Genomic DNA, 4,992 nt, shown 5'->3' with positions numbered 1-4,992 from the left:
TCCTTGGCGACGTCGATCCCGACGGCCACTCTCATCGATCCCTCGCTTCCCTCGGTGCCGGTATGACGCGTCCCCGCTCCGCCGTCAACGCCCTACATAGCGATCGATCGCAGTGCCTAATCAGCGGTCAGAACAAGGAGGCGGGACAGGGGGCTCAGCCACCTGAGCCATCGAGGGCAGCCAGCATGAAAACCATCCCTGCCCCGCCTGCGTCCCCCGATCATTCCGGACGACCGGAGGTTGACTTGAAAGGTAGGGCCGCATGACATTCCTGAGAAGCTCGCCGTGCTGCGGCTCGGGGTGCAGGAAGCGTCGCAGGTCGCGGCGCGTCTGGCGATGGCCGCCCGCCTTGCGGGTGACCCGGCGCGTTGTGCCGGCGAGAAGTTCGCCCATCTGTTGCGGGACGCCGGGCTGACGCTGGCGTGGACCCATCGCGGCGCCCCGCACCTGCACCACGCTGCGGATTTGCCGTGGCTCGCGCTGTCGCTGGTGCCGCTGGACGACGCGGATGCGCAGGCGCGGATGTCGTGGCAGCGTCGAGACGTCGCCGATGCAGGTATGCCCGTCACCGAGGCGATGACGACGGCAGCGAAGTATCTGGGTGATGTCGTCGACCGCACGATGACCAAGGGAACCGCGAGTGAGGCGGTGAGCAAGATCTTGCCGCCGGGCCTGGTCCGCTGGTGTCGAGGGTGTCAGGCCACCCATATCCATGAGCAGCCGATGCGGCTGACGACCTTGCGGGCGGGTGTGCGGCTCGAACCGGACGTCTCACCGGCGACGTTGACGCCGATCGACGGGTGGCCCGGTGTGATCGCGGAGCCGGATCCGGACGCGGGCAGGCGGGTCGTCGAGGAGTATCTGCGCGTTCACGGCCCGGCGACCGTGGCCGAAGCCGCCGGGTTCCTCGGCACCACGCGGTCCGCAGTGAAGCAGATGTGGCCGGACGGTCTGGCTGAGGTGCAGGTCGACGGGAAGACGGCGTTCTTGCCGGAGGACTTGCTACCTGCGCTGGAGAGTCCGCCGGAGCCGTCGTTCGTGCGGCTGCTCCCGCCCGCGGATCCGCTGTTGCAGGCTCGCGACCGGGCGCTTCTGGTGCCGGACAAGGCGAATCACAAGCTGGTGTGGCGGATCATCGGGAATCCGGGTGCCGTACTGGCCGATGGCGAGATCGTGGGTACGTGGCGGGCTCGCGCTCGGGGTAAGCGGCTGGAAATCACGGTGAGCACGCTGTACGGACAGCCGCAGCCCGCGGAAACCGACCTGGAGGCCGAGGCCGCACGGGTCGCTGCTGCGCGCGGGTTCGCCCAGGCGACGGTGAGCTTCGCCTAGGTCAGATCGCCGGCGCCGTGAGGGACGCCTTGAGGTCGGCGAGCGCCTTGCGGACGTGGTCCGGGGTGGCCGGCCCGCCGTAGAAGCGTTCGTCGCGGCCTTCGCCGATGCTGTAGGTGATGAAGTGGCCCCAGTCCAGCGCGGCGATGTGCAGCGGGCGGTCGGTGTAGGTCAGTTTGCCGGTGCCGTCGCGGACTCCGACGACGACTTCGATGGCCGGCCCTGCCTGCGGGCGTTCGATGATGGAGCGCAGCTGCTTGTGTTCCACGCTCAACGGCTCGTTCATGACGGCTTCGTTGGCCTGGCGGATGTCGTGCAGGTTGACGCTCACCAGCGGCCCGGTTCCGGGCTGGAGTTCCAGCAGGTCGAGCAGTGCGCCGACGAGGTCGTCGGGGTCGACCTCGCGGAAGCGGACGATGTCGGTGTCCTCTTTGAGGTCGCGCTCGCGTACCGCCAGTGCCCCGCCGTTGGCTGCGCGGGCGGCGAGGGCGGTGTACTTGCGGTCCTCGATCCGGAAGTCCGCCACGTACTCCAGCGGAGCGGCGCACAGGGACGGCAGGACGTCGAGTACTGCGTCCACGACCCGGCCTTCTTTCTCGGCCAGTCCGCGTTCGATGAGTTCGCGCGCCGGGTCGGGTCGCTCGTCGTCATCACCGTAGAAGACCGCAAAGGGCCGCAGGACCGGGTTGAGTTGGCCGGTTTGCTCCCACTCCGCGGCCAGCTCCAGCGCATGCGGCGAGGCGGTCAGGATGGGGCCGTACACGCGTTACCGGTCCTTGTCCTTCTGCTGGATGTGGGGCTGGACCTGCTGAGCAGGCTGCTCCGCGGCGGGAGTCTCGCCGATCACCGGGTTGACGACGGTGTGCCCGGTCTTCTCGTCGACGGTCTTCGCGCCGAGCTCGTCGTACTGGATTTCCAGACCGTCGTCGAGCTCTTCCTTGACGGCGTACTTGTCCTTGTGTTCTTTGTCCTCGTCGCCCTGTGCGCGCTGACCAGCCGCACCGGCCATGCCGCCGCCCATGCCGGCGCGACCACCGACACCGGCCGCCGCCGCACGGGCCGCCGCAGCACCGCCTGCCGGGGTTCCGCCGCTCATCATTCCGGCGCCCTTGCCGGCCTGCAGGCCCGCAGTGCCGCCAGTCAATCGGGCCGTCGCCGCCGCGCCGCCACGCAGGACCGTCGGCGTCTTCCCCGCACCGGATCCCGTCGGAGCTGCACCCCCGGCCACGCGACCCCCGCCTGGGGTCATCCGCTGGCCGGCACGCGGGCCAACTCCGGGGCGTCCGCCCGGCCGACTACGCGAGGTGTCGTCCGCCCGGCTCCCGCCCGGACCCACCGGTGCAACGACCGGGCCACCCGGCCGCGGACCGCCGGGGCCACCACCGCTCTGGCCTCCCCCGGGACCCGCCGTGACGGGGCTGGCGACACCCGTGGTCGGGCCGGACGCCGTGGGACCTTGCACCGGGCTCGGCGCCGGCCCGGGAGTCGGCACACCACCACCGCCGAGGCTCGGACCGGGACCTGCCGAACCGATGCCGCCCGACGTGGGAACTGCACCCGACGCCGCGCCTGGCTGGGCAAAACTCGGGCTACCGACATGGTGCGCGGTGCCGACGCTCGAGGTGTGCGTCCCGATGTAGATCGGTGCGCCGTCGTCCTCGATGATGCCGAAGTCCTTGGGCAGGTTGTTCGAGTTATCGACAGTTGCGCTGCCGTACTGTTTCATGACGCGGACATTGTTCTCATTGGCCGCAGCATGTTCAGCCATTCCCTTGCGGTAAGACACCTCAGGATCCGGCACCCCCGGCATGATCGCCGCCACGCCACGCGCGAACAAGCTCGGCTCCTCCGGCTCCGGCGGCACCGGCTGCACCGAACGCTTTCCCCAGGAGTAAACTTCTTCCTGATACTGAACCGACTTCGTCGACGTTTCAATCAAAGGTCCACTTTCCGAGTGGGCCTGAATAAGCGGATCCACCCCGCGGCCCGCGGCGTCGGCACTGTCCCCCTCCCAGTACCGCAACAATTCATTCCGCGCGTTCGCTAGGCCCTCGACCTCGTCCTCGAACTCCTTCTTCAGAGCCCGGACCATTTCCTCAGCCGCCTTGAGAGGCCCGATGTCGCCGGCCATGAAGATCTCGAAAATCTGCTGTCCCGTAAGGCTCACTACTTACCCCCCGACAACGCTGGCTCGCGGTAGATCTCCTCGACCGACCGGACGGCCGGGCAGTGCTGCTGAGCCGCGCCCGCCAGCAGGAGTGGACTCCATCTCAAGCCACAACACATCCCGGATTCCTCCTACCTGCTACAGCTCAGCGCACCTAACCGTAGCAACTCCGCAAGCACGACGAGCCGTGTTTCGCCAACTCACCTGTGACCTACACATCCTGGCCTGTCGAGGACGCGGCTCGGACCGGCCACGCCACCTCCTGCTTGCCGCTGGCATGTGCGGGCTATGGCAGCGCGTCCTAGGCGGGCGACTAACCACCCTGTTTCAAGGTCTCGAGCGCAGCGGAGGCAATTTTCTGAGCAGCGGGGCAAGCTTGGGACGGATTCTGCTCATCATCGAACGACGTCTTGATGGTGAGATCGTTGGCGATTCCGACGTAAACGACGCAACGCCCACGCGAAATTTCTTCGCGATCGCCCGCAATTACGGCCGGGTAGTCAGGGTGGCCAGCAATCTCTACGGCCTGCAGGAAGTCAATCGTCCCCGACTCCTTGGAAGCGTAGACTCCCCCTAGCCCACGCAGCTCGGGGTCGGCATACTTCTGGTGAGGAGTGTCGATCACGACACCGGCCGAACGACTGTAATCCTCCTTCATATACCAGGAACACCGTGGACCGATGAGCTTCTGCGCATGGTTGCTATCCACATCCGGCTCGCCTTCTGTAAAGTCGCCGAACTGCGAGAGCGTCTGATCGTCTATTAGGGCGCACGGGTTCTTGAGAAACGGAGTCGCATCCAGCGGATTAGCTACTTGCGGCACCTCGCCTGTACCGCCCTGCTGCGACGTCGGCGAGCCCGTAGGAACAGCATCATCCACCGTCGAGCCCGAACATGACGACAAAGCTGCCCCAAAGCTCGCGATCAAAAGAATCTCCGACACCCTACGCAGACTCATTAGACCACAGAATCCCAGATCTTACCCCAAGAAGAACCAATCTCTTCTTCCTCAGACATTCTTGAATTCGCTGCAGACTTTATCTTGTTCGAATACTTGCGAGCATAGTCGGCCGCCGACTTGTTCAAGACCTGCAGCGAGCGCAAGGAACTGATCGCATTTTCAGCATAGGCCGCGCTGTAGCCATCCTGGGAAAATTGCCTGTGCAGGGCGTCTATCGCGTCGTCAATCAGCTTATTACGCTTTTCCATGCTGTTGGCTCGAGCCTCAAACCGAGCCGCAATTTTGTTGGCCGTGGCTGCATCGGGGAATCGGAATCCTTTGCCCGTGACGGCGAGACTGAAGGAGTCACCGATGGAGGTGCCGCCGTACTTCTTGCGCTGCTCCTCGAGTGACTGCAGGATGTCCGCCCAATCCCCGATGAAGCTCATTGCGGCCCTCCCGACGGCTTCCTGGTCATCGCTCCGGTCGCTACGGTAGCAACTCAGCGCAGACGGTGGGCCACTTTCCGGATACTTCACACAGGCTCGAGAAC

Annotated in this window: 5 protein-coding genes; 1 reads left to right on the top strand and 4 read right to left on the bottom strand. The window is 65.9% G+C overall.

Going from position 1 to position 4,992, the window contains the following annotated elements; translation table 11 throughout:
• Positions 1 to 285: 285 nt before the first annotated feature.
• Entirely contained in the window at positions 286 to 1,332 is a 1,047-nt protein-coding gene (locus tag YWM_RS23935; protein ID WP_052344941.1) for a winged helix DNA-binding domain-containing protein, read from the top strand.
• A gap of 1 nt (position 1,333) precedes the next feature.
• On the opposite strand, the gene YWM_RS0115275 is transcribed toward YWM_RS23935, so the two are convergent.
• From YWM_RS0115275 to YWM_RS0115255, 4 genes are all read right to left on the bottom strand, one after another.
• Positions 1,334 to 2,095 carry an ESX secretion-associated protein EspG gene (locus YWM_RS0115275; RefSeq protein ID WP_028851443.1) on the bottom strand — a complete coding sequence of 254 codons (762 nt, stop codon included), beginning with the start codon at positions 2,093 to 2,095 and terminating at the stop codon, positions 1,334 to 1,336.
• 3 nt (positions 2,096 to 2,098) lie between these two features.
• Positions 2,099 to 3,463 (bottom strand): hypothetical protein, encoded by a 1,365-nt coding sequence (locus tag YWM_RS26220; RefSeq protein WP_156914795.1) that lies wholly within the window; start codon positions 3,461 to 3,463, stop codon positions 2,099 to 2,101.
• 349 nt (positions 3,464 to 3,812) lie between these two features.
• Positions 3,813 to 4,442 carry a DUF3558 domain-containing protein gene (locus YWM_RS25785; RefSeq protein WP_169720999.1) on the bottom strand — a complete coding sequence of 210 codons (630 nt, stop codon included), beginning with the start codon at positions 4,440 to 4,442 and terminating at the stop codon, positions 3,813 to 3,815.
• Between the two features lie 14 nt (positions 4,443 to 4,456).
• Positions 4,457 to 4,888, bottom strand: a complete 432-nt coding sequence (locus YWM_RS0115255; RefSeq protein ID WP_028851440.1) for a hypothetical protein — start codon at positions 4,886 to 4,888, stop codon at positions 4,457 to 4,459.
• Positions 4,889 to 4,992 lie beyond the last annotated feature (104 nt).

Origin of the sequence: Thermocrispum municipale DSM 44069 (genome assembly GCF_000427825.1) — a bacterium.
Taxonomy (GTDB): Bacteria; Actinomycetota; Actinomycetes; order Mycobacteriales; family Pseudonocardiaceae; genus Thermocrispum; species Thermocrispum municipale.
This window is presented reverse-complemented; position numbering and strand designations above follow the sequence as displayed.

Excerpts from the sequence above, each read along its gene's own strand:
- YWM_RS26220 (WP_156914795.1), bottom strand. The coding sequence starts at position 3,463 with ATGGCCGGCGACATCGGGCCTCTCAAGGCGGCTGAGGAAATGGTCCGG.
- YWM_RS0115255 (WP_028851440.1), bottom strand. The coding sequence starts at position 4,888 with ATGAGCTTCATCGGGGATTGGGCGGACATCCTGCAGTCACTCGAGGAG.